Origin of the sequence: Mesorhizobium sp. AR02 (assembly GCF_024746835.1) — a bacterium.
GTDB lineage: Bacteria > Pseudomonadota > Alphaproteobacteria > Rhizobiales > Rhizobiaceae > Mesorhizobium.
Genome location: NZ_CP080531.1, coordinates 4,741,334 through 4,761,059 on the forward strand (window position 1 = coordinate 4,741,334; position 19,726 = coordinate 4,761,059).

Here is a 19,726-nt window from a genome sequence, read left to right on the forward strand (position 1 = left end):
ATGGACGGCGGGGGCAATCCAGAAATTTTTGTCGCGACTTTAGGTTTTCTTGACCGGCAGCTTTAGGCTGGAGTCTTGCGGCCATAGGGAATCTTCAACCACGCCCGCTCGTGGAAATAGTAGAGCAGGGACTTGGTGAAGACCTCGGTTATGCCGATGGCTGCGGCGAGCTTGACGCTTCCTGTCACGACCAGGGAAATGATCAGTGTGTCGATGGTGCCGGTCACGCGCCAGGACAGCGCGCCTTGGCGAAACTGCGCGAATGGGTGTCCATCGATTCCTCCGAAAGCCTGGGCCAATCGATCCTTATCCTGACTGGCGGAAGCGGAGCAAAGGTATTTTGCCGTCGAAGTGAGGCGCAGTGAGGCGACTTCAGCTCGCCTTCAGCCTCGACCCCGTCAGCAGGCCGCGCTCTTCCAGCACCGGATAGGCCATCGAGGCCAGCAGCGAGTTGATCTGCTTCAGGTCGCGGATGGTGTCGAGGTGGATCGAGCTGGTTTCGACGCTCTTGGCGGTGCCTTCGCGCAGCCGCAGGAAATGGCTGGCGCTGGTTTCCTTCTCGCGGTCGCGCAACTGGTCCTTCTCCAGCACCAGCTGGCGGGCCGTTTCGGGATCGCGCGAGACCAGGACGTTGAAGGCAAGCCGGGCATTGGCCAGCACCGAGCTGTGGAAGGCGCACAATTCGCTCCAGCCCTCGTCGGTGAATTCCAGCCCGCGGTCGACCTTCTTCTTCACATGCACCAGCATGTTGCGCACGATGATGTCGCCGACTTGCTCGAGCTTGATGCAAGCGCCAATCAGTTCCTGGCAGCGCAGGGCCTCGTCCTCGGTCAGCTGGTTCTTGGTGAGCTTGGCGAGATAAAGTTTGATCGCCGCGTGCTTGCGGTCGACACGGTCGTCGAGGGCCGCCAGCGCCTTGATCTTGTCGGCGTCGGCGCTCTCGTAGAGTTCCATGATGCGCTTCAGCATGATCTCGACGGTTTCACAGACCCGCACCACCTCGCGCGTTGCATTGCCCAGCGCCTGGCTCGGCACATCAAGTGCGCTCTCATTAAGGGCCGAAAGCTCGATGATATCGAGCGAGGCGGCCGGGGCCGGCTTGGTGCCGAGCGCCACGATCTTTTCCGAGGCGCGGTAGACGAAGCCGGCCAGCGGCAGGCCGGCAAGCAGGATGATGACGTTGAACAGGATGTGGGCGTTGACGATCTGGTCCGCCGCCGTCGTGCCGAGGAAGCCGACATGCGGGCGGACGATCATGAACAGGATCAGCATGACCAGCGAGCCCAGCCCGCGCATCAGGAGATTGCCGATCGGCACGACGCGCACGGCGGGTCCGGCCGAGCGGGTCAGCATCGGCGCGATGATCGAGGAGCCGAGATTGACGCCGAGGATGAGGACGACGCCGAGTTCCGGGCTGATCAGGCCGCGGCCGGCCAGCGTCGCCATCAAGAGAACCGCCGCGATGCTCGACTGGAACAGCCAGGTGATCAGCGCCGCCAAGAGATAGGCGGTGATGGAATCGCTGGAGAAGTAATTGATGATGACCGGCATCAGCTGGCTGTTGCGCAGCGGCTCCGACGCCTGGCCGATCATTTCCAGCGACAGGATCAGAAGGCCGATGCCGACCAGGATGCGGCCGGTCTGGCGCCAGTCGCGCCGCTCCGTGGCCATGAACATCACCGTGCCGGTGATCAGGCAGAGCGGCACCAGCAGCGTGAGATCGAAGGTCAGCAGTTTGACCACGAGCGCCGAGCCGATCTCGGCGCCGCGCACCGCCAACTGGCCGGCCGCACCCGAGACGATGCCGGAACCGGCGAAGGAGCCGACCAAAAGCGTCACGGCGGTCGAGCTTTGCAGGGCGATGGCAAGGCCGGTGCCGGCCAGCACCGCCATGATCGGATTGCGCATGGTGGCGCGCAGTCTGTGGCGCAGCACGTCGCCATAGGCGCGCTCGACGCCGGTCTTCACCATGCGGGTGGCAAACAGCATCAGCGCGACCGCGCCGGCCAGATGCAGAAGGACGACGGACCCGCTCATTTCGGCGCCTGCATGCGGACAGGGCGCGCGGTGCGGACGGCACGGCGAACAGGAGGGAAAGCAAGGGTACGAATCATGGTCATGGCAACCGTGGATAATAGCCGGAATATTTTAGCCGGATAATAAAATTTTGTCGATTTCAAGGGGCCGTCGCGGCGCGACAGGGCGTGTCGGAAAAGGGACGGATGCGCAAATGGTTGCATCGCTGGTCCACGGCACCATCGCGGATCGGCAGCGTTTGCCCCGCGGCTCGCTGTCAACTTTGCGATGATGTTCAAATCTCCGGAATAAGCAGAGGATTTCATTACACAATTGTAATGCCGCTGTTCAGTTTCGGTTCATCCCCTGGCCGCTATTCCTCGGGCATCGACAACCAAGGAGACTTCTCATGAAACGCATTGTTCTTTCTGTCCTCGCCGTCGCGATGCTCGCCGCCACGTCGCTCACCGGCCAGGCCGCGCCGATGAACGCGCCGGTCGCGCCGCAGTCGAATTACACCAAGGTCGACTGGCAGAAGCCCGGCCACCACAAGGATGTGAAGAAGCGCGTCTTCAAGAAGAAGGTCGTCGTGAAGCGCAACAACTGGCGCAATGGCCAGAAATATTCGGGCTGGAGGCAGCACCAGCCGATCCGCGACTATGGCCGCTACGGCCTGCATCGTCCCGGCCGCGGCCAGGAATGGATCCGCGTCGGCAACGACTATGTGCTGGTCGGCATCCTGTCGGGCGTCATCTTCGGCGCGCTCGCCGCGCAGTAAGTCTCCGCAGCTGGACTGAGAAGGAAGGGCGGCCCGCAACGGCCGCCTTTCTTTTTGCCGTTTGCGCCCAGGCCTTTGCATGACGAAGGCTGAACTGGCTTGTCTCAAATATCGCAATATGCGATATTCTGAGGGTGAAACGGGTTATCCTTCTCCCCCTGGCTGCCAAGGCACTGCGAAAGCATCGGGCGGATGCGGAGAGAATCCTGTCGAAGATAGAAGCTTACGCCGATGACCCGAGCAGCCTTGCCAACATGGTCAAGGCCTTGCAAGGGTCGACCGCTCTGCGTTTGCGGGTCGGCGACTATCGCGTGGTGTTCGAGGAAACGGATCGGGAGATCATTGTCACCAAGATCGGACCGCGCGGATCGGTCTATGATTGAAGGAATGCCGAGATGAACAACATAGCCTATGTCACGACCCCGGGCGGCGAGGAGCTGGCTATCCTGCCGCGCCGCGAACTGGATGCCTTGCGTGAATCATTGGAGCATGCGCAGGCGCTTGGTGGGTTTCGCGCGGGCCAGCTTCCCGGCCTTACGCCGGATGAGGCACGGGCGCTTGTGGTTGCGACCTCTCCGCTCGCCTTCTGGCGCAGATACCGCAAGCAGACCCAGGCCGTCCTTGCCGCCTCCGTTGGCGTGACCCAGAATTATCTTTCGGAAATCGAGAATGGAAAGCGTGGCGGAGACGTCGCGCTTTGGTTGCGGCTGGCTCGCGCACTCGAACTGCCGGTCGAGAGTCTGGTCGAAGAAGGCGATTGATCGACAGAATATTGACGGCGCCGCCTTTTGCCCTGTGGAAACCGGGTATGGCCCGTATTGGGGGTCGTCGGATTTCGCGCGCATGCTTATATGGTGGGGAAACGAGTTCCCTCAAATGCGCTTTCCGCCCGCCTTTCTCGACGAGATCCGCGACCGCGTGCCGATTTCACAGGTCATCGGCCAGCGCGTCGCGTGGGATCGCAAGAAGACCAATACGTCGCGAGGCGACTATTGGGCCTGTTGCCCGTTCCATGGCGAGAAGAGCCCGTCTTTCCACTGCGAGGACAAGAAGGGACGCTACCACTGTTTCGGCTGCTCGGTCTCGGGCGACCATTTCAAATTCCTCACCGAACTTGAAGGATTGAGTTTTCCCGAGGCGGTCGAGAAGATCGCCGACATGGCCGGCGTGCCGATGCCGGTGCGCGACGAGCGGGAGGAGCGGCGCGAGCAGGAACGCGCCAGCCTGACCGACGTCATGGAAATGGCGACCGCCTTCTTCCAGGAGCGGCTGCAGGGGCCGGAGGGAGCCAAAGCCCGCGCCTATCTGCGCGACCGCGGGCTGACGCCGGCCACCCAGCAGTCATTCCGGCTCGGCTTCGCGCCCGATAGCCGCAATGCCTTGAAAGAGCATCTCGCGGCAAAAGGCGTGCCGAAAGCCGATATCGAAGCGTGCGGGCTGGTGCGGCACGGCGACGACATCCCGGTCTCCTATGACTGGTTCCGCGACCGCATCATGTTCCCGATCCCGGATTCGCGCGGCAAGATCATCGCCTTTGGCGGACGCGCGCTGGCGCCCGATGCGCTGGCCAAATACATGAACTCGCCCGACACCGAGCTCTTCCACAAGGGCAATGTGCTCTACAATTTCGCCCGCGCCCGCAAGGCGCTCGCCAAGGGCGGCACGGTCATTGCCGTCGAAGGCTATATGGACGTGATCGCGCTGGCGCAGGCCGGCTTCGAGAATGCCGTGGCGCCGCTCGGCACCGCGCTCACCGAAAACCAGCTCGAACTGTTGTGGCGCATGGCGCCCGAGCCGATGCTGTGCTTCGATGGCGACAAGGCCGGACTGAAGGCGGCGTGGCGGGCCGCCGACATGGTGCTGCCGTTGGTGCAGGCCAGGAGCTCAGCGCAGGCCGGGCGCTCGGCGCGCTTCGCACTGTTGCCGGAAGGCAAGGATCCCGACGATCTGGTCAAGGCCGAGGGGCCGGACGCGTTCCGCACAGTGCTCGCCGAGGCGCGGCCGCTGGTGGATTTGTTGTGGATGCGCGAGACGTCGGGCGGTGTCTTTGACACGCCGGAGCGGCGGGCGGAACTGCAGACGCGGCTGCGCGAACTGGCCAGCCGCATCCGCGACGAAAGCCTGCGCTATCACTACCAACAGGAGATGCATGAGCGGGTGCTGAGTTTCTTCGGCTCGCAGCGCACTGCGCGGCAAGGCCGTCAGGACTGGAAACCAGGGCAGGGCAAGACGCCCGCACCCGGCGGACAATTCGCCAAGCCTGGTGGCGGCCGCATGGCGATCACCGAAAGCCTCGGCCAATCCGCGCTGGTCAAGCGCGGCAGCGAGGGAATGTCGGTGCGCGAGGCGACGATCATCGTGGCCCTGGTCAACCATCCACCGCTGATCGATGAGAATTTCGCCCATGTCGAATTTCTCGACCTCGCCAATTCCGATCTGCAGCGGCTGCACGCCGCCATCCTCGACGCGATGGCGCATGACATGGCCAATGACCGCCACGCCGTGGTGACGACGATCGAGCGCGCCGGCTGCGCCGAGATCTGGGGGCGCGCCGTCGAACTGATCAAGCGGGCGCGGCAATGGCCAGCGCTGGAGACGGCAGCGCTCGACGATGCCCGCGACGCTCTCAACCAGGCCCTGCACTTGCAGCGCAGCGCGCGCACCTTACATAAGGAGCTGAAACAGGCGGAAGCAGCGCTCGAAGCGGATCCTTCGGACGAAAACTTCCGCCATCTGATCGAAATTCAGGCGCAATTTCAGGATGTACAGGCGACGGAAGCGCTGATCGAAGGATTCGGTGTTTCGTCGGGCAGGGCTGGGCGAGCCTAAGTGCAGCTGAATACAGGAATGAGGGCGTGGCCAGGCTTCCCTACGGGGCAGGGCGCGCTAAGTCGGGTAATTGATTCGCTTTTTTCATGCGAATCATGCCAGAGGCGCTTGACCTTCCGACAGAATGGCGGAATCAGGACGATTCGAAACGTTAACCCGCACCCGCGCCGACGGGAAATGAGCGATGTGAGGTACTGGTCACTGGACAGGCAGGCCGCCTGCCACAGATATCAGGGTTAATCTGGACTTAATGCATGTCGCCCAAAAGTGGAAACCGGTTTTGGGGCAACGACATGCACCAAACGAAGAGATGATGCGGTTACTGGCCCGGTGAAGCGCGTTTCATAAGCGAGCACATCCGGTTTCGACTGGTCCGACAGCTTACGCGGCTTCGATGGCAGCCGCTTGGAGAAGATAAAAATTATGGCGACTAAGGAAAAGGAAGAGGTCGAGACCGAACGCGAAGGCGCCACCGATGGCCCTCTGCTCGACCTTTCCGATGATGCTGTCAAGAAGATGATCAAGGCCGCCAAGAAGCGCGGCTATGTCACGATGGACGAGCTGAATTCGGTGCTGCCGTCGGAGGAAGTGACCTCCGAGCAGATCGAGGACACGATGGCAATGCTGTCCGATATGGGCATCAATGTCGTCGAGGATGACGAGCAAGGCGAAGAGGCCGAGGCCGGCGACACTGCGGCCGACGCCGAGGAAGACGCCAACGAGCTGGCCGAGCAGACCGGCACGGCGGTCGCCGCCACCACCACCAAGAAAGAGCCGACCGATCGCACCGACGATCCGGTGCGCATGTATCTGCGCGAGATGGGCTCGGTGGAGCTTCTGTCGCGCGAAGGCGAAATCGCCATTGCCAAGCGCATCGAAGCCGGCCGCGAGACCATGATCGCGGGCCTGTGCGAAAGCCCGCTGACCTTCCAGGCCATCATCATCTGGCGCGACGAGCTCAACGAATCCAAGATCCTGCTGCGCGAGATCATCGACCTCGAAGCCACCTATGCCGGCCCCGAAGCCAAGCAGGCACCGGTGGTCGAGCGTATCGAGGAGGCGCCCAAGGTCGAGGAAAAGCCGCGCCGCGGCCGCGACGAGGAAGAAGACATCACCAATGTCGGCGCCGACACGCGCGGCATCGGGGACGACGACGAGGAAGACGAGGACGAGGCCAGCCTGTCGCTGGCGGCGATGGAAGCCGAACTGCGTCCGCAGGTGATGGAGACGCTCGACGTCATCGCCGACACCTACAAGAAGCTGCGCAAGCTGCAGGACCAGCAGGTCGAGAACCGTCTGGCCGCCGCCGGCACGCTGTCGCCCAGCCAGGACCGCCGGCTGAAGGAGCTGAAGGACCAGCTGATCAAGGCGGTGAAATCGCTGTCGCTCAACACCGCGCGCATCGAGGCGCTGGTCGAGCAGCTCTACGACATCAACAAGCGCCTGGTGCAGAACGAGGGCAAGCTTTTGCGCCTCGCCGAAAGCTATGGCGTGCGCCGCGAGGAGTTCCTGAAGGAATATCAAGGCTCCGAGCTCGACCCCAACTGGACGCGCGCGATCGGCAATCTGACGTCGCGCGGCTGGAAGGAATTCACCAAGAACGAGAAGGATGCGATCAAGGACCTGCGTGCCGAGATCCAGCATCTGGCCACCGAAACGGCGATCTCGATCCTGGAATTCCGCAAGATCGTCAACCAGGTGCAGAAGGGCGAGCGCGAAGCCGCGATCGCCAAGAAGGAAATGGTCGAGGCCAATCTGCGCCTCGTCATCTCCATCGCCAAGAAATACACCAATCGCGGCCTGCAGTTCCTCGACCTGATCCAGGAAGGCAATATCGGCCTGATGAAGGCGGTCGACAAATTCGAATACCGCCGCGGCTACAAGTTCTCGACCTACGCGACATGGTGGATCCGGCAGGCGATCACGCGTTCGATCGCCGATCAGGCGCGCACCATCCGCATTCCGGTGCACATGATCGAAACGATCAACAAGATCGTGCGCACCTCGCGCCAGATGCTGCACGAGATCGGCCGCGAGCCGACGCCGGAGGAACTGGCCGAAAAGCTCGCCATGCCGCTCGAAAAAGTGCGCAAGGTCTTGAAGATCGCCAAGGAGCCGATCTCGCTCGAAACCCCGGTCGGCGACGAGGAGGATTCGCATCTGGGCGATTTCATCGAGGACAAGATGGCGATCCTGCCGATCGACGCGGCGATCCAGGCCAATCTGCGCGAGACCACCACGCGCGTTCTGGCCTCGCTGACGCCGCGCGAGGAGCGCGTGCTGCGCATGCGCTTCGGCATCGGCATGAACACCGACCACACGCTGGAAGAGGTCGGCCAGCAGTTCTCGGTCACCCGTGAGCGTATCCGCCAGATCGAAGCCAAGGCGCTGCGCAAGCTCAAGCATCCGAGCCGGTCGCGCAAGCTGCGCAGCTTCCTCGACAGCTGACACTTACCGATTGCAAAGAGATCAAGGGCGCCCATTGAGGCGCCCTTTTCATTTCAGGTGGTTCATCGAATTGCTCTACAACGGCACATTGAGCCGTGTCCCCTTGACGATGATGCCGCCCCGGTCGCCGATCTCTATCGAGCCATAACGCTGCCTGAAACACGCAGGCAGCGGACGGTCGCCGGGAACCGACAGCCACAGGCGCAGCATATGGCGCCGCTTGTCGGGGTCTGGCCAATCGCGAAAACCCATGCGGTCGTGAAGCAGCGAATGATTGTAGACGAACTGCATGTCGCCCGACCGAAGCCGCATCGACAGGTTCAGCTGGGGATCATTGGCGAGGCTGTCGAAGAGATCCAGCGCTTCGACATGGGCGGCACTCAGCCGCATGGCATCCGGGAAGCGCTGGGCGCTGTCGATGTACTGGCGCTGGTAGATGCCGGTCAGCAATCCCGCATGCCAGTTGAGGACCAGGATTTCGAAATAGGGCTTTTCACCCTCCGGTATCTCGCCGCGCCGGTCGGTGGCAATCGGATCAAACAGCAGGCGGACCAGATCGGGCCGTCTTTTGCGCATCTCGTTGTAGATCGTCACCGTGCTGACCAGCAGCGACTCGCCGCCTTGCATGGCATCCCTTAGGCAGAGCAGGCCGACGACATCGGCGGAATCGGTGTGAAACGTCTGGCGCTCGGCCGTCTGATAGATGCGTGTCGTGGCGTTCCTGGCGTCGGCGCCGATGTCGCGGACATGGCCGAGAATGTGGCCCTGGGCATTCTGCGACCGCGCGCTTCCCAGATGCGCGCCAACTCCGCAGAAGATCGTTGCCGCCATTTCAGCGGAATATCCCGCGACCGGGAGACCGCGCAGCACCTCGAAGCCTATGCCTTCGATCAGTTTTTGGCGAAGGGCGGCAAGATGGCCGGCGAGCCGGGGCAAGGGGAAATCGGCCTTGGTCAGGCTGCCGATATCCTGTGAGCGGGCGAGAAAGCGGGTTGCCGCCAATTCCAGCTCGGCGACGTCCCGCGGATCCAATTCCACCAGCCAATTCTTGGGATGCTTCGCCATGTCCTCGCCGGTCCATGCGGCAGGAATGTCGATCCGTTCCGGCGGTAGGCCTGTTGTCTCGCGCACGAAGCTCTCCTACTGGCCGGATCGGTCTCGGACATTAGCCGGGGATTTCCCCGCGATGGAGATTGCCGCAATCAGGCGGGGTTTTAAACCGGCTTTCCCTGGTCGGCGCCGACTGTTTTGCTGTCATCGCCATGCTGCCGCCTTCGCGGCGTTTGGCGCGAGGCTCGCCTTCACTCGGCAACAGGGTACAGGCGCAGTAGTCCTTGCGGGACGTTCGCCGCGGGAGGATAATTTCGCGTCGGATGCATTTTCTGGGCGACAACCCGGATGCCCGCCCCGGCGAAGCCGCCGTGCTCCGTGGCTCCGGAAGGAGGCGTACCATGACGACCTACATCATGCTGATGAACTGGACCGAGCAGGGCGCGAAGAACGTGCGCGATTCGCCCAAGCGCCTCGACGCCGCCAGGAAGCAGCTGGGAGACATGGGCGGATCGTTCAAGGCGTTCTACCTGACCATGGGTGAATACGACATGGTGGCGGTGGTCGAAGCGCCCGACGATGCGGTGCTGGCGCGTTTCGCGCTGATGCTGGCCGCGAACGGAAACCTCAAGTCACGGACGCTGAAGGCCTTCCCGGAATTCGCCTACCGCGAGATCATCACTTCGCTGGGATAGTGGGGTTTCGGACAGCGGTGATCAGGTGCCTGCTTGACGGCACCTGATCTGGCGATCTTGTCCACGCGTTCTGACATATTTGACAGTTGCCCCGGGACGGGACGCCTCGCCGTGGTAGACATGTGGCCAGGAGGGATCGTGATGAACAATTTTTCGATACTGGCCATCGCTCTTGCCTTGATATCGCTGATGCCGGTCGCCGCCGGCGCTGCCGCGCAAAAACCGGTCGGCATGGCCAACCCGGCATCCGTCCATTGCAGCGAGATCGGCGGGCGCCTGGTGATCAGGAAGGACAAGGCCGGCAACGAATACGGGTTTTGCCGGCTGCCCAAAGGGCGCCTTTGCGAGGAGTGGGCGCTGTTTCGCGACAACAAATGCGTCGGGCCGAAGGCGGCCATGCGCCGCAAGTGACGTGCGCCTTATAGGGTGAGATCATGTCCGAAACACATTCGCATCTTTGGCCCGGTGTGCCGCTTGCCCTTGGCTCGGCAGTCCTGTTCGGCGCGACGCCGCCACTTTCCAAGCTGCTGCTTGATGCCGTGAACCCCTTCATGCTGGCCGGCCTGCTCTATCTCGGCGCCGGTGTCGGCCTCGCCCTCTATCGCCTGCTTCGCGGCAAGCAGGTGGCGGCCGGCGAGGCGCAATTGGCTGCTAGGGATATTCCATGGCTGGCGCTGGCGATCGGCATGGGCGGCATCGTCGCGCCGGTGCTGTTGATGTTCGGCCTTGCGTTGAACACCGCGTCCAGCTCGGCGCTGCTGCTCAATCTCGAAGGGCTGGCGACAATGGCGATCGCCTGGCTCGTCTACCGCGAGAATGTCGACCGGCGTCTGCTTCTGGGCGCCTTCGCCATCTTTGCCGGCGCCGTTCTGCTGTCGTGGCAAGGCGACGGCGTCGCTTTCAACCTTGGCGCCATGCTGGTCGCCGGGGCTTGCCTGGCCTGGGGGCTGGACAACAATTTCACCCGCAAGATCTCGGCCACCGATCCGGTGGTGATCGCCATGCTCAAGGGGTTGGTGGCGGGTGTCGTCAATGTCGGGCTGGCGCTTGCCGCCGGGGCTTCGTTTCCTTCAGCGTCAATCGTGGCGGCAACGGCCGCCGTCGGCTTCTTCGGCATCGGCGTCAGCCTGGCGATGTTCATCGTGGCGTTGCGCCATCTCGGCACCGCGCGGACCGGCGCCTATTATTCGCTCGCCCCGTTCATCGGTGCGCTGCTGGCCATCGTCATGCTGGGCGATGCCGTCACGCTCAAGCTGGCGATCGCGGGGCTTTTGATGGGCGTCGGCCTGTGGCTGCATTTGTCGGAGCGCCATGAGCATGAGCACGATCATGAAGCGCTGGAACACGAGCACAGCCATGTGCATGACGAACACCACCAGCACCATCATGACGGGCCGGTGAGCGAGCCGCATTCGCACTGGCACCGGCATGCGCCGATGCGCCATCGGCATCCGCACTATCCGGACCTGCATCACCGGCACGGCCACGGCTGAGCATGCCAAGATCATGCTCAAGCAAACACCCAAGCCTGAACTGACCGTTTGGTACAACACGCGTTGCCCTGTCTGCGATGCGGGCATCCGCTGGCAGAAGCGGCGGCTGATCGAAGCGGTCAAGGCCGGGCGGGTCGAGTTTCGCGACATCAATCTGGAGCCGGCGGCACTTGGCCGTTTTGGCGCCTCGCTGGAAGATATACGCCGTTGGCTGCACGCCACCGATGCAAATGGCCGCTTGCTGGTCGGCGCCGATGTTGCCATCGCCATATGGCAGGCGACACCCGGCGAGAGCTGGCTGGCCACGCTTTTCGGCAATCCGGTTGCCTTGCCACTGACGCGTTTTGCCTATGGTCGCTTCGCCGATCTGCTCTACGCCTGGAACCGCCGCAAGGGCCGCTGGTAGCCGAACTCATCCCGTCGAACGGAACGCCGCAAGACCGGGAAGTTGATCCGGCTGGCGCGGCATTCAGATACATCGTAAGATATATCTTGACTCCACGAGAGCGCGGGCCTAATTAAGATATATCGTAAGATAGAACTCAAGGAGCAATCAATGCACAGACATAACCATTTCGGCGAGCGCATGTTCATGCACATGGCCGGCAAATTTGGTGGCAGAGGGGGCGGCGGCTTCGGCCCGTTCGGCCATGGCGGTCGCGGTGGCGGACGTGGTGGGCCGGGCGATATGTTCCGCGCCGGCCGCATGCTGGCCGACGGCGACCTCAAGCTGATCACGCTGTCGCTGCTGGCCGAGGCGCCGCGCCATGGCTACGACATCATCAAGGCGCTGGAAGAGCGCACCAGCGGCATCTACAGCCCGAGCCCGGGCGTGGTCTACCCGACGCTGACCTTCCTGGAAGAGGCCGGCTATGCCGCCTCCGCCGCGGACGGCAACAAGAAGGTATTTTCGATCACCGAGGCCGGGCAGGCGCATCTGGCTGAGAATCGCGAGATGATCGACGGCGTGCTCGAACACCTCGAACGCTTCGGCCGCAAGATGGCCAAGGCGCGCGACTGGTTTGGCTGGAACGATGATGGCGACGACCGTCGCGGTGGCCGCGGTGGCCGTGGCGAGCGTTCGGAAACGCGCGACGAATTCCGTGCCATCCGTCACCGGCTGCGTGCGGCGCTGGGCGAGATCGTCGATGCGCCGGCTGAAAAGCAGGCCGAGGCGATCGCCATCCTCGAAGCCGCGGCGGAAGCGCTGGAAGCGCTGACGCACCGCTGAGACTTAGAGCAGGGTGCTGGCGCCGACCTCGCAAGACCTAGGTTCCTCGCCCCCGCAAAGCGGGGGAGAGGTGGCCGCGAAGCGGTCGGAGAGGGGGCTGCGGCGCTGGCAGGTTTTCTCAGACCTCATTCAAGGTCGAGCCATTCCCCCTCTCCGTCTCGGCTTCGCCGAGCCACCTCTCCCCCATTTCATGGGGGCGAGGAACCCAAGTTCCGAAAGGCACAAAAAAGCCCGGGGAGACCCGGGCCTCAGACTGCTGACAAACCCCTGGCATTTGCCGGGGGTTTTTGATTCACTGGGTCATGTTGAAGCGACCCGCCCCTGAACAGACCGCGCTTGAGATGGTAACGCTGGATCAGCTGGTTCCGGCTGATCACCTGTTGCGCAAGATCGACCGTGTGATCGATTTCTCCTTCATCCACGATCTGACGGCGCCACTCTATTGCCCGGACAATGGCCGGCCGCCGCTCGATCCGACCTTGATGTTCAAGGCGCTGTTCATCGGCTACCTGTTTGGAGTTCGCTCGGAACGGCAGTTGGTGCGCGAGATCGAGGTCAATGTCGCCTATCGTTGGTTTTTGCGGCTGAAACTGACGGACAAGGTGTTCGACGCCTCGACGCTGTCGCAGAACCGGCGTCGACGCTACGACGACACCAGCGTGTCGCAGGCGATCTTCGACCGTATCGTCGAGCAGGCGATCCGAGCGGGCCTTGTCGATGGCACGGTGCTTTACACCGACTCCACCCATCTGAAGGCCAACGCCAACAAGGGCAAATACGATCTTGCCATGATCGCCAAGTCGCGGGCCGACTATTGGGCCGACCTCGATCGTGCGATCGACGCCGAACGAGGGCTGCACGGCCAGAAGCCGCTGAAGGAGAAGCAACGCCAGCCCGCGGTGAAGGAGACGAAGGTATCGCGCACCGATCCCGACAGCGGCTACATGGTGCGCGAGGGCAAACCGAAGGGCTTCTTCTATCTCGACCACCGCACGGTGGATGCGGCCCACGCCATCATCACCGACACGCACACGACAGCGATCGTCCACGATTCTACGGTCTACCTGTCGCGGCTCGACCGCCAGGTGGAGCGCTTCGGCTTTGATGTCGGCGCTGTCGGGCTGGACGCCGGCTATGCCACGGCCGGCATCGCCAAAGGGCTGGAGGATCGCGCAATACGCGGCGTCACCGGCTATCGCCGCCCAACACCGCCCAAGCCTGGCATGATGGGACCGTCATCCTTCACCCATGAGCCCGAGACCGATGGCTATCGCTGCCCACAGGGCCAGTTGTTGGCCTACGCGACCACCGACCGCAATGGCTACCGCCATTACAAGAGCGCCCCCGCTATCTGCCGCGACTGTCCACTGCTCGCTTCCTGCACCACCAATGCCAAGGCCCAGCGCACCATCATCCGCCACGTCTGGGCCGATGCCAAGGAACGCACCGACGCCAACCGGCTGACGGCGTGGGGCAAGGCCGTCTACCGCCGCCGCAAGGAAACTGTCGAGCGCTCCTTCGCCGACGCCAAGCAACTGCACGGCCACCGCTATGCCCGGTTCCGAAGTCTCACCAGGGTAGCCTGCCAGTGTCTGATCGCCGCCGCAGCCCAGAACATGAAGAAGATCGCCCTGGCCCTCAGCCCAAGGCCAAAACCCCGCCTCGCATGAGGCAGGCAACCCTGACAAACGCTGCTGACGGCCGAAAATCCTGACCCACCCAACCCCATAAGAAAAACCCCGCCGAAAATCGACGGGGTTTGTCAGCGGTCTGAAGCCCGGGGAGACCCGGGCCTTTTTTTTGGTGGTGATGCGGATGGCATCATTCCTTGCCTACATACTCGCTGATCAGCTTTTCGTTGCGGGCCTTCTCGATCTTGGCGGTCATCTCGGCCGACAGGCGCTCGTCGGTGCGGTACTTGACCAGGTTCACCAGGCTGCCGGTGAGCAGCAAAATGCCCATGGCCCAGTAACCCTTGGTCGCCAGGTCGACCGGCGCCAGCCACAGCGACAGGCCGAGCATGAAATAGGCGGCACCGACCGAGGCGGTGTTGAACATGATGTAGGTCTGATTGGCGTTCATTGGTGTTCTCCGTTGGTTTGATGATGTTGGATTTGATGGAAGTCAGGTCTGCAAAGACTGGTTTTCAGTTGATGGTCTTCAGGCGCTCGAGCACGTCCTTGGCGCGCACTTTCACCGTCGCGCCGTGACCGGCGTCCGCAAGGCGGTCGCGGATTGCCTCGTGACGCAGCTCGCCGTCGATCTCGTCGAGAATGCCGGCCTCTTCGAACGGGTCGCTGGCTCCCTTGATGCGCGCCAAAAGCTCCTCGGCTTCGTTGAGGCTTCCAGAATTGCCGATCGACCTGACGAGGCGTGACTGTGCCTTGCGCTCGGCATCGATGGCCCGGGCCGAGATCATGCCCTGGTTCAAGTCGATGATGCGGCGATGCGCCCGCTCCACCGAAACGCGCATCCGCAACGTCTTTTCGCTAAGGCTCTGCACGGTGGTGCGGCGGACTTCGCGTTCATTCTCCAGCTCGGCGACGGCTGCGGCACCGCTTTCGGCAAGCCCGTTATTGCCGGCGGCCAGCGCGCTGATGGTGCGGGTTTCCAAATCGGCGTGGCGGCGCTCGAGCTGGTCGAGACCGGCCTGCTCGGCACGCTGACGGACAATCAGCGAGGCAAGCGTCTGCTTGGCGGCTGCAAGACCCGCCTCGGCGTCGCGGATGCGCTGCGCCAGAAGGTCGATGGCGAAGCGATCCTTGAGGCCGTCCTCGGCCCGCGCGCTGGCGCCGTCGAGCAGTGTTCTGATCAGGCTAAGCATGGTTCTTCTCCCTTCGAATTGTTGCGTGAACAATGTTCACGAAGCCAACATAACAGGAAATGAACATTGTTCAAGAGGTTTTTGAACACTGTTCACGAAATCCCTTATATGGTAAACAAGGGGAAATCGCGGTTCGAACTGGCGTGCCGCAAGGCATGCGCACCACAAGGATTGATATGGCACTGGACAAGGAAGAGACGGGCGAGCGGGTGTTGGCGATTGCCGAGGTGCTGCTCAACGAGGGCGGCATGGACAATCTGAAGGCCAGGACCATCGCCGAGCAGGCAGGCATCTCGGTCGGCTCGGTCTACAATCTGTTTTCCGATCTCGACGGGGTGCATCGTGCCGTCAACATGCGGCTGCTCGACCGGCTGGGGGCGGCAGGGGCGGCGGCGATGGTCGATCTCGGCAAACGCGGCATCACCGATGTGCGCCAGCGGCTGCTGGCGCTGGCCGGCGCCTATGTGCGCTTTGTCGAAGCGCATCCGGGCAGCTGGCCGGCGCTGCTCGCCTTCAACAGGCGCCGTCCGACGCTGACGGAGCCGGATGCCTATGAAGCGCGGCTCGACCAGCTGTTCGAGATCATCGCCCAGGTGCTCGCCGGCGGCGATTTCGACCTCGACGACGATACGCGCCGCATCGCCGCGCGCACGCTGTGGTCAAGCGTGCATGGCATCGTCACCAGCGGCTACGCGGCCAGATCCGTGCGCCGGCAGGCCGACGAGATCGACCAGCAGATCGAGCTCCTGGTCGCCGTCTTCATCAGGGGGCTGGAACGCGGCGGCACATTCGCGCATGCTGGGACGAAAACGTCGTGAATCGCGAACGGACCGCGGTCTGCAAGGCGAACAAGGAGATTTGAGCCATGTCTTTTCTGAAGCGTCTTTTCGGCGGTGGCGGCGGTGAAGCGGCCGAGCCCAAAAGTGCGGCACCGGCCAAGCAGGTCGAGCACAAGGGTTTCCTGATCAGCGCCACGCCCTACAAGGCCGATGGCCAGTACCAGACCTGCGGCGTCGTCTCCAAGGAGATCGACGGCGTGATGAAGGAACACAAATTCATCCGCGCCGACCGCTTCGCCGGACTCGACGACGCCGTCGACATCTCGATCAAGAAGGGCATCCAGCTGGTCGATGAACAGGGCGAGCGGATTTTCGGGTAGGGTGGTGTCGGCAGTCGGCCATCCAGGACCGTAAGGTCGATGGGCGCGGCGTCACGCGTCGCGCCTGAAGTTCGATTTGATGACACGACCAGAAAGCTGTCCTCCGTCCAGGGGGAGGACTGCTCCGGTTATGAACCCGGACGATGGCGATGAAAGCCACAGGACGGCGTCGGCGACATCCGTTACGGCTCCCAGCCGGCCCATCGGAACGGCCATTGCGGCCATGCGCTGCGCTTCCTGTCCGGCAGCCTCCAAATGGTGGGTCAGGATGGGGCCGGGCGCGATGACATTCACGCGGATGTTCCTGTCGGCATAATCGAGGGCTGCAACGCGGCTCAATCCAATTATGCCGGCCTTGCCCGCCACATAGGCGGAAAGCCCAGAGACGCCCTTGACCCCGGCCGTCGAAGCCATGTTGACGATGGTGCCGCCGCCGTTTTCCAGCATGGCAGCGATCTGGAACTTCATGCCATGAAACGTGCCGTGAATGTTGGTGCGGATGCCTCTGTCGAACGCTTCCGGATCGATCTCCGCCAGCGGCGCGGGCCTCGGCCCATCGGTCGCGTTGTTGAACGCTGCATCCAGACGACCGAACGCGGCAATCGTTCTTGAGACGAGGGTTTCCATGCTGCCGGGATCGGTGACGTCGGCCCGGACGGCAAGCGCCCGGCCTCCTGCCGCCTGGATTTGCCGCGCCACCTCGTCGATTGCCGACTGGTTCCGCGCCGCAAGCACGACCGCGGCTCCGGCGCGGCCGAACGCCTTGGCCGTCTCGGCGCCAATTCCCTTGCTGGCGCCGACGACGAGCGCGACCCTGTCGGAAAGATCAATGATTGCCGTCATGTCTCACTCCTGAATTTGCACGTATGGGGCAAGTGTAAGCGCCCGGCAGAACAGTTCTCCTGGCTCGAAGGCGCGAGCCGCATCAACTGCCGAGTGCCTTGGCGATCGCCTGGGGCAAGAGCCCGAGCATTCCCTCGTAGGCGGTGTTGGTAAGCAGCAGGCCGACGCGTCCACGCAGATGGTCGATGCACCACCAGTGCCCGTAGACGCCGCCCCACGATACGGTTCCAGGGGAGAGCGTCGAATTCGCCGCGGCGGGATCGACAAGCACTGCCCCCGTCCAGGAAAAACCCCATCCTGGCCCTTGCGCCATGGCTTCGGCACCGACCCTGATGCGGCTGGCGTCCTGCCTGCGTGGCGCGGACAGGAAATCTCCCTCGCGAAAGGCCTCGAGCAGCCGCAACACATCGTGCGCTGTACCCGCCATGCCCGCGCCACCGGACGGGAAAGCACTGCCGCGACCAATCCGCGACGGATCGAACCGCACGGCCGAACCCAGATATTCGGGCAGCGACACCTCTGTTACGTCAGTCATTCGTATCGGCGCCGTCTCGCCGTCATGGTAGGGCGTCGCGAGTTCGCCCGGCCTGGCATGGAAGGACGCGGTCAGGCCGAGCGGAGCCGTGACCAGATCGGCCATCGCCCGTGGCAGTGTTTTGCCGGTGACGGCTTCGACGACACCGCCCAAAACGTCGGTGGCGACCGAGTAGCGCCACGCCGAGCCGGGCCTGCAATTGAGAGGGATCGAGGCGATGCGGACAAGATTCTCGGCCAGCGAGATATCGGCGTCATCGAGCCCGTCGGACACGCCGGCTTGTGCGTAGGCGCCATTGCTGTCCTGCTGGAAGCGGTAGTCGAGCCCTGCGGTGTGCGACATCAGCCGCGCCACATTTATCTGCCCGGGCGTTCCATCCATAGTTTTGGGGGCGAAGTCCGGCAGCCATTTTTCAACCGGATCCTCGGCCGAGAGCGCCCCGGCCTCGATCAGCTTCAACGCCGCCATGGTTGTGATGGGCTTGGTGACTGAGGCATAGCGGAACGGCGTGTCGGTTCTCATCGGCCTGCCCGCTTCACGGTCGGCCAGGCCGGCGGCACGCTCGAATACGATCTGGCCGTGGTCTGAAACCAGCAGAACACATCCGACGATGCGTGCGTCCGACAGTGCGCTGTCGATAGCCTCATCGAGGGCGCCCACCATTGCGCCAGAGGGCCGGACGGGCGCAGCGATCGCCCGTGCTGCGGACGGAAAGGTTGTTTCTCGCGACATGTTCAATCTCCGTTTCGGCACCGAACGGAGAAATAGGCTCGACAACCCTCAATAAAAACGGTCACATCGCTGCAAGCATCATGAAGGCAGACTTAACGATGGAAAGCAGTATCCTGGCCGGGCTGCCCGTCTTCCGCATGGTGGCACGGGCTGGTGGGTTCACCGCGGCTTCCGGCCGGCTCGGCATCTCGGTTTCGGCAGTCTCCCAGTCGATCCGACAGATTGAACTTCGCCTGGGAATACGTCTGTTCGATCGGACAAGTCGCAACGTCAGGCTTACCGAGCGCGGGCGCCAGTTGCTGGAGACGATCGAAGGGCCGATTGGTCTTCTTGCTGGAGCCATTGAAACGGCCAGGGAGGTGGATGGCGAGCCGTCCGGACATTTGAGGATTACACTGTCGAGGCTTGCAGCCGAGATCTGCATCCTGCCCACGCTGGTCGGTTTCGTCAGGCGCTACCCGGCAATCCGGCTGGAGTTGTCGACGGATGACCGCCTGACCGACATCGTCAGTGGCGGCTTCGATGCGGGCATACGCTTCAGAGGCACGCTGGAACTGGACATGATCTCCGTCCCGCTCGGGCCGCCGCTGCGGCGGTCGATGCTCGCCAGCAAGGACTATCTGGCGCGGGCCGGCGAGCCCCAAACGCCCGAAGACCTGTCGCGGCATGCGGTCATCCGCTATCGCTTTCCCGGGAGCGGCCGGCTGGAGCCGCTCACGCTGCGTCGTGGCGAAGAAACCATCCTGCTGGATCCGCCGGCAGTCCTCATCCTGGACGATAACGGACATTTCGCACTGGCTTCGCGCGCCGGACTGGGATTGGCCCAGCGGTTCCGAGTTACCGAGGAGGCGGCCATAGAATCCGGCGAATTGGTCAGCGTGCTGGACGCCTATGAGCCAGAACTGCAACAGCTTCACATCTATTTCCCGTCGCGTGACCTCCAGCCGGCGAAACTGCGGGCATTTATCGACTGGTTCAAAACGGGTCGTGCCGGGACCGACACGACCGTCGGGCAAGATGCTCCCTGAGATCGGAAGGCCTGAGGGAAAAAGGGGACTTGAAGCGATATCGGCTTTCTGGCCAAGCCGCCGGT

Annotated in this window: 21 protein-coding genes; 14 read left to right on the plus strand and 7 right to left on the minus strand. The window is 63.0% G+C overall.

Annotated elements, in window-relative coordinates:
• Positions 1-62: 62 nt before the first annotated feature.
• Together DBIPINDM_RS27110 and DBIPINDM_RS27115 are read right to left on the minus strand one after the other, a co-directional pair.
• Positions 63-299: a DUF2061 domain-containing protein gene (locus tag DBIPINDM_RS27110; protein WP_258582066.1), complete on the minus strand. Its 237-nt coding sequence runs from the start codon at positions 297-299 to the stop codon at positions 63-65.
• A 73-nt stretch (positions 300-372) separates the two neighbouring features.
• Complete coding sequence (locus tag DBIPINDM_RS27115) at positions 373-2,037, minus strand: Na/Pi cotransporter family protein (protein WP_258582067.1); 1,665 nt, start codon at positions 2,035-2,037, stop codon at positions 373-375.
• A 388-nt stretch (positions 2,038-2,425) separates the two neighbouring features.
• Between DBIPINDM_RS27115 and DBIPINDM_RS27120 the strand changes: the two genes are divergently transcribed.
• From DBIPINDM_RS27120 to rpoD, 5 genes are all read left to right on the plus strand, one after another.
• Complete coding sequence (locus tag DBIPINDM_RS27120) at positions 2,426-2,794, plus strand: RcnB family protein (RefSeq protein WP_258582068.1); 369 nt, start codon at positions 2,426-2,428, stop codon at positions 2,792-2,794.
• Between the two features lie 134 nt (positions 2,795-2,928).
• The gene (locus tag DBIPINDM_RS27125) at positions 2,929-3,177 is read left to right on the plus strand and encodes a type II toxin-antitoxin system RelE family toxin (RefSeq protein WP_258582069.1); all 249 of its coding nucleotides are present in this window, start codon (positions 2,929-2,931) and stop codon (positions 3,175-3,177) included.
• A 12-nt stretch (positions 3,178-3,189) separates the two neighbouring features.
• Positions 3,190-3,555 (plus strand): helix-turn-helix transcriptional regulator, encoded by a 366-nt coding sequence (locus DBIPINDM_RS27130; RefSeq protein ID WP_258582070.1) that lies wholly within the window; start codon positions 3,190-3,192, stop codon positions 3,553-3,555.
• Between the two features lie 115 nt (positions 3,556-3,670).
• Complete coding sequence (gene dnaG / locus DBIPINDM_RS27135) at positions 3,671-5,623, plus strand: DNA primase (RefSeq protein ID WP_258582071.1); 1,953 nt, start codon at positions 3,671-3,673, stop codon at positions 5,621-5,623.
• A gap of 423 nt (positions 5,624-6,046) precedes the next feature.
• The gene (gene rpoD, locus DBIPINDM_RS27140; RefSeq protein ID WP_258582072.1) at positions 6,047-8,071 is read left to right on the plus strand and encodes an RNA polymerase sigma factor RpoD; all 2,025 of its coding nucleotides are present in this window, start codon (positions 6,047-6,049) and stop codon (positions 8,069-8,071) included.
• Between the two features lie 75 nt (positions 8,072-8,146).
• Here rpoD and DBIPINDM_RS27145 read toward each other — a convergent pair whose 3' ends face one another.
• Positions 8,147-9,202: a TauD/TfdA family dioxygenase gene (locus DBIPINDM_RS27145; RefSeq protein ID WP_258582073.1), complete on the minus strand. Its 1,056-nt coding sequence runs from the start codon at positions 9,200-9,202 to the stop codon at positions 8,147-8,149.
• Positions 9,203-9,522: 320 nt separating this feature from the next.
• Here DBIPINDM_RS27145 and DBIPINDM_RS27150 point away from each other — a divergent pair, with 320 nt between their 5' ends.
• From DBIPINDM_RS27150 to DBIPINDM_RS27175, 6 genes are all read left to right on the plus strand, one after another.
• Positions 9,523-9,816 (plus strand): GYD domain-containing protein, encoded by a 294-nt coding sequence (locus DBIPINDM_RS27150; RefSeq protein ID WP_258582074.1) that lies wholly within the window; start codon positions 9,523-9,525, stop codon positions 9,814-9,816.
• Between the two features lie 141 nt (positions 9,817-9,957).
• Entirely contained in the window at positions 9,958-10,227 is a 270-nt protein-coding gene (locus DBIPINDM_RS27155; RefSeq protein WP_258582075.1) for a DUF333 domain-containing protein, read from the plus strand.
• Positions 10,228-10,250: 23 nt separating this feature from the next.
• Positions 10,251-11,309: a DMT family transporter gene (locus tag DBIPINDM_RS27160; protein WP_258582076.1), complete on the plus strand. Its 1,059-nt coding sequence runs from the start codon at positions 10,251-10,253 to the stop codon at positions 11,307-11,309.
• Positions 11,310-11,322: 13 nt separating this feature from the next.
• A complete protein-coding gene (locus DBIPINDM_RS27165) occupies positions 11,323-11,715 on the plus strand; it encodes a thiol-disulfide oxidoreductase DCC family protein (RefSeq protein ID WP_258582077.1) in 393 nt (130 codons plus the stop codon).
• 150 nt (positions 11,716-11,865) lie between these two features.
• Entirely contained in the window at positions 11,866-12,540 is a 675-nt protein-coding gene (locus DBIPINDM_RS27170; protein ID WP_258582078.1) for a PadR family transcriptional regulator, read from the plus strand.
• Between the two features lie 302 nt (positions 12,541-12,842).
• Positions 12,843-14,210 carry an IS1182 family transposase gene (locus DBIPINDM_RS27175; RefSeq protein ID WP_258581702.1) on the plus strand — a complete coding sequence of 456 codons (1,368 nt, stop codon included), beginning with the start codon at positions 12,843-12,845 and terminating at the stop codon, positions 14,208-14,210.
• A 151-nt stretch (positions 14,211-14,361) separates the two neighbouring features.
• On the opposite strand, the gene DBIPINDM_RS27180 is transcribed toward DBIPINDM_RS27175, so the two are convergent.
• Both DBIPINDM_RS27180 and DBIPINDM_RS27185 read right to left on the minus strand, forming a co-directional pair.
• On the minus strand, positions 14,362-14,622 hold the full coding sequence (locus tag DBIPINDM_RS27180; protein WP_023779112.1) for a YiaA/YiaB family inner membrane protein: 261 nt from the start codon (positions 14,620-14,622) through the stop codon (positions 14,362-14,364).
• A 64-nt stretch (positions 14,623-14,686) separates the two neighbouring features.
• A complete protein-coding gene (locus DBIPINDM_RS27185) occupies positions 14,687-15,364 on the minus strand; it encodes a PspA/IM30 family protein (RefSeq protein ID WP_258582079.1) in 678 nt (225 codons plus the stop codon).
• Positions 15,365-15,540: 176 nt separating this feature from the next.
• Between DBIPINDM_RS27185 and DBIPINDM_RS27190 the strand changes: the two genes are divergently transcribed.
• Entirely contained in the window at positions 15,541-16,182 is a 642-nt protein-coding gene (locus DBIPINDM_RS27190) for a TetR/AcrR family transcriptional regulator (protein WP_258582080.1), read from the plus strand.
• Positions 16,183-16,229: 47 nt separating this feature from the next.
• Entirely contained in the window at positions 16,230-16,523 is a 294-nt protein-coding gene (locus DBIPINDM_RS27195; protein ID WP_258582081.1) for an HlyU family transcriptional regulator, read from the plus strand.
• 51 nt (positions 16,524-16,574) lie between these two features.
• Here the strand turns inward: DBIPINDM_RS27195 and DBIPINDM_RS27200 are convergent, their stop codons facing one another.
• Both DBIPINDM_RS27200 and DBIPINDM_RS27205 read right to left on the minus strand, forming a co-directional pair.
• Positions 16,575-17,366, minus strand: coding sequence for an SDR family NAD(P)-dependent oxidoreductase (locus DBIPINDM_RS27200; RefSeq protein ID WP_258582082.1), 792 nt, complete (start codon positions 17,364-17,366; stop codon positions 16,575-16,577).
• Between the two features lie 82 nt (positions 17,367-17,448).
• Positions 17,449-18,633 (minus strand): serine hydrolase domain-containing protein, encoded by a 1,185-nt coding sequence (locus DBIPINDM_RS27205; protein ID WP_258582083.1) that lies wholly within the window; start codon positions 18,631-18,633, stop codon positions 17,449-17,451.
• Here DBIPINDM_RS27205 and DBIPINDM_RS27210 point away from each other — a divergent pair.
• Entirely contained in the window at positions 18,618-19,661 is a 1,044-nt protein-coding gene (locus DBIPINDM_RS27210) for a LysR family transcriptional regulator (RefSeq protein ID WP_258582084.1), read from the plus strand. The genes DBIPINDM_RS27205 and DBIPINDM_RS27210 overlap by 16 nt on opposite strands.
• Positions 19,662-19,726 lie beyond the last annotated feature (65 nt).

Coding starts and splice junctions, on each gene's coding strand:
- DBIPINDM_RS27190 (WP_258582080.1), top strand. CDS start 15,541: ATGGCACTGGACAAGGAAGAGACGGGCGAGCGGGTGTTGGCGATTGCC.
- DBIPINDM_RS27205 (WP_258582083.1), bottom strand. CDS start 18,633: ATGTCGCGAGAAACAACCTTTCCGTCCGCAGCACGGGCGATCGCTGCG.
- dnaG (WP_258582071.1), top strand. CDS start 3,671: ATGCGCTTTCCGCCCGCCTTTCTCGACGAGATCCGCGACCGCGTGCCG.
- DBIPINDM_RS27180 (WP_023779112.1), bottom strand. CDS start 14,622: ATGAACGCCAATCAGACCTACATCATGTTCAACACCGCCTCGGTCGGT.
- DBIPINDM_RS27170 (WP_258582078.1), top strand. CDS start 11,866: ATGCACAGACATAACCATTTCGGCGAGCGCATGTTCATGCACATGGCC.
- rpoD (WP_258582072.1), top strand. CDS start 6,047: ATGGCGACTAAGGAAAAGGAAGAGGTCGAGACCGAACGCGAAGGCGCC.
- DBIPINDM_RS27185 (WP_258582079.1), bottom strand. CDS start 15,364: ATGCTTAGCCTGATCAGAACACTGCTCGACGGCGCCAGCGCGCGGGCC.
- DBIPINDM_RS27120 (WP_258582068.1), top strand. CDS start 2,426: ATGAAACGCATTGTTCTTTCTGTCCTCGCCGTCGCGATGCTCGCCGCC.
- DBIPINDM_RS27130 (WP_258582070.1), top strand. CDS start 3,190: ATGAACAACATAGCCTATGTCACGACCCCGGGCGGCGAGGAGCTGGCT.
- DBIPINDM_RS27160 (WP_258582076.1), top strand. CDS start 10,251: ATGTCCGAAACACATTCGCATCTTTGGCCCGGTGTGCCGCTTGCCCTT.
- DBIPINDM_RS27165 (WP_258582077.1), top strand. CDS start 11,323: ATGCTCAAGCAAACACCCAAGCCTGAACTGACCGTTTGGTACAACACG.
- DBIPINDM_RS27195 (WP_258582081.1), top strand. CDS start 16,230: ATGTCTTTTCTGAAGCGTCTTTTCGGCGGTGGCGGCGGTGAAGCGGCC.
- DBIPINDM_RS27150 (WP_258582074.1), top strand. CDS start 9,523: ATGACGACCTACATCATGCTGATGAACTGGACCGAGCAGGGCGCGAAG.
- DBIPINDM_RS27175 (WP_258581702.1), top strand. CDS start 12,843: ATGTTGAAGCGACCCGCCCCTGAACAGACCGCGCTTGAGATGGTAACG.
- DBIPINDM_RS27200 (WP_258582082.1), bottom strand. CDS start 17,366: ATGACGGCAATCATTGATCTTTCCGACAGGGTCGCGCTCGTCGTCGGC.
- DBIPINDM_RS27115 (WP_258582067.1), bottom strand. CDS start 2,037: ATGAGCGGGTCCGTCGTCCTTCTGCATCTGGCCGGCGCGGTCGCGCTG.
- DBIPINDM_RS27155 (WP_258582075.1), top strand. CDS start 9,958: ATGAACAATTTTTCGATACTGGCCATCGCTCTTGCCTTGATATCGCTG.